Genomic DNA, 398 nt, shown 5'->3' with positions numbered 1-398 from the left:
GCATATTTTGATCTATGTGTTTGCCGCTATACTACCATTTGGATTAGATGATTCACAATTGACAATCGAGATCATGATTACTTTTCTGGTTCCGATCGTGTTCATTACGATAGAAAAAACATCTATTATTATGCAGGATCCATTCGAAAACGGACCAGTGGATACTCCCATGACTTCCCTGGCGCAGACTATAGAAATCAATATCCGGCAAATGATCGGGGAGCAAAATGTGCCTTTAAAAAAAGAAAATACATCCTATTATGAAATGTAATTAATCCAGCAGCTATGGAAACCAAAACACAAACCCAACTTCCCTCTGCAGCAAGCAGACATAAAAAAAACCTCCTGATTGTACTCTGTCTAGGTGGTACCTATCTCATTGCTGAGGTGATAGGAGG

General features: G+C 39.2%; 1 protein-coding gene. It reads left to right on the top strand.

Annotation, left to right across the window (positions count from 1 at the left end):
• Positions 1-271: bestrophin family ion channel (locus SB689_RS22620; RefSeq protein ID WP_410694320.1), on the top strand; the 271-nt coding region annotated here is incomplete at its 5' end.
• Between the last annotated feature and the right edge of the window lie 127 nt (positions 272-398).

The organism is Chryseobacterium sp. SIMBA_038, assembly GCF_046535115.1.
In the GTDB taxonomy this organism is placed as follows: Bacteria; Bacteroidota; Bacteroidia; order Flavobacteriales; family Weeksellaceae; genus Chryseobacterium.
Note: the sequence above shows the minus strand (reverse complement) of the source record. Positions and strands in the feature narration are given on the sequence as shown.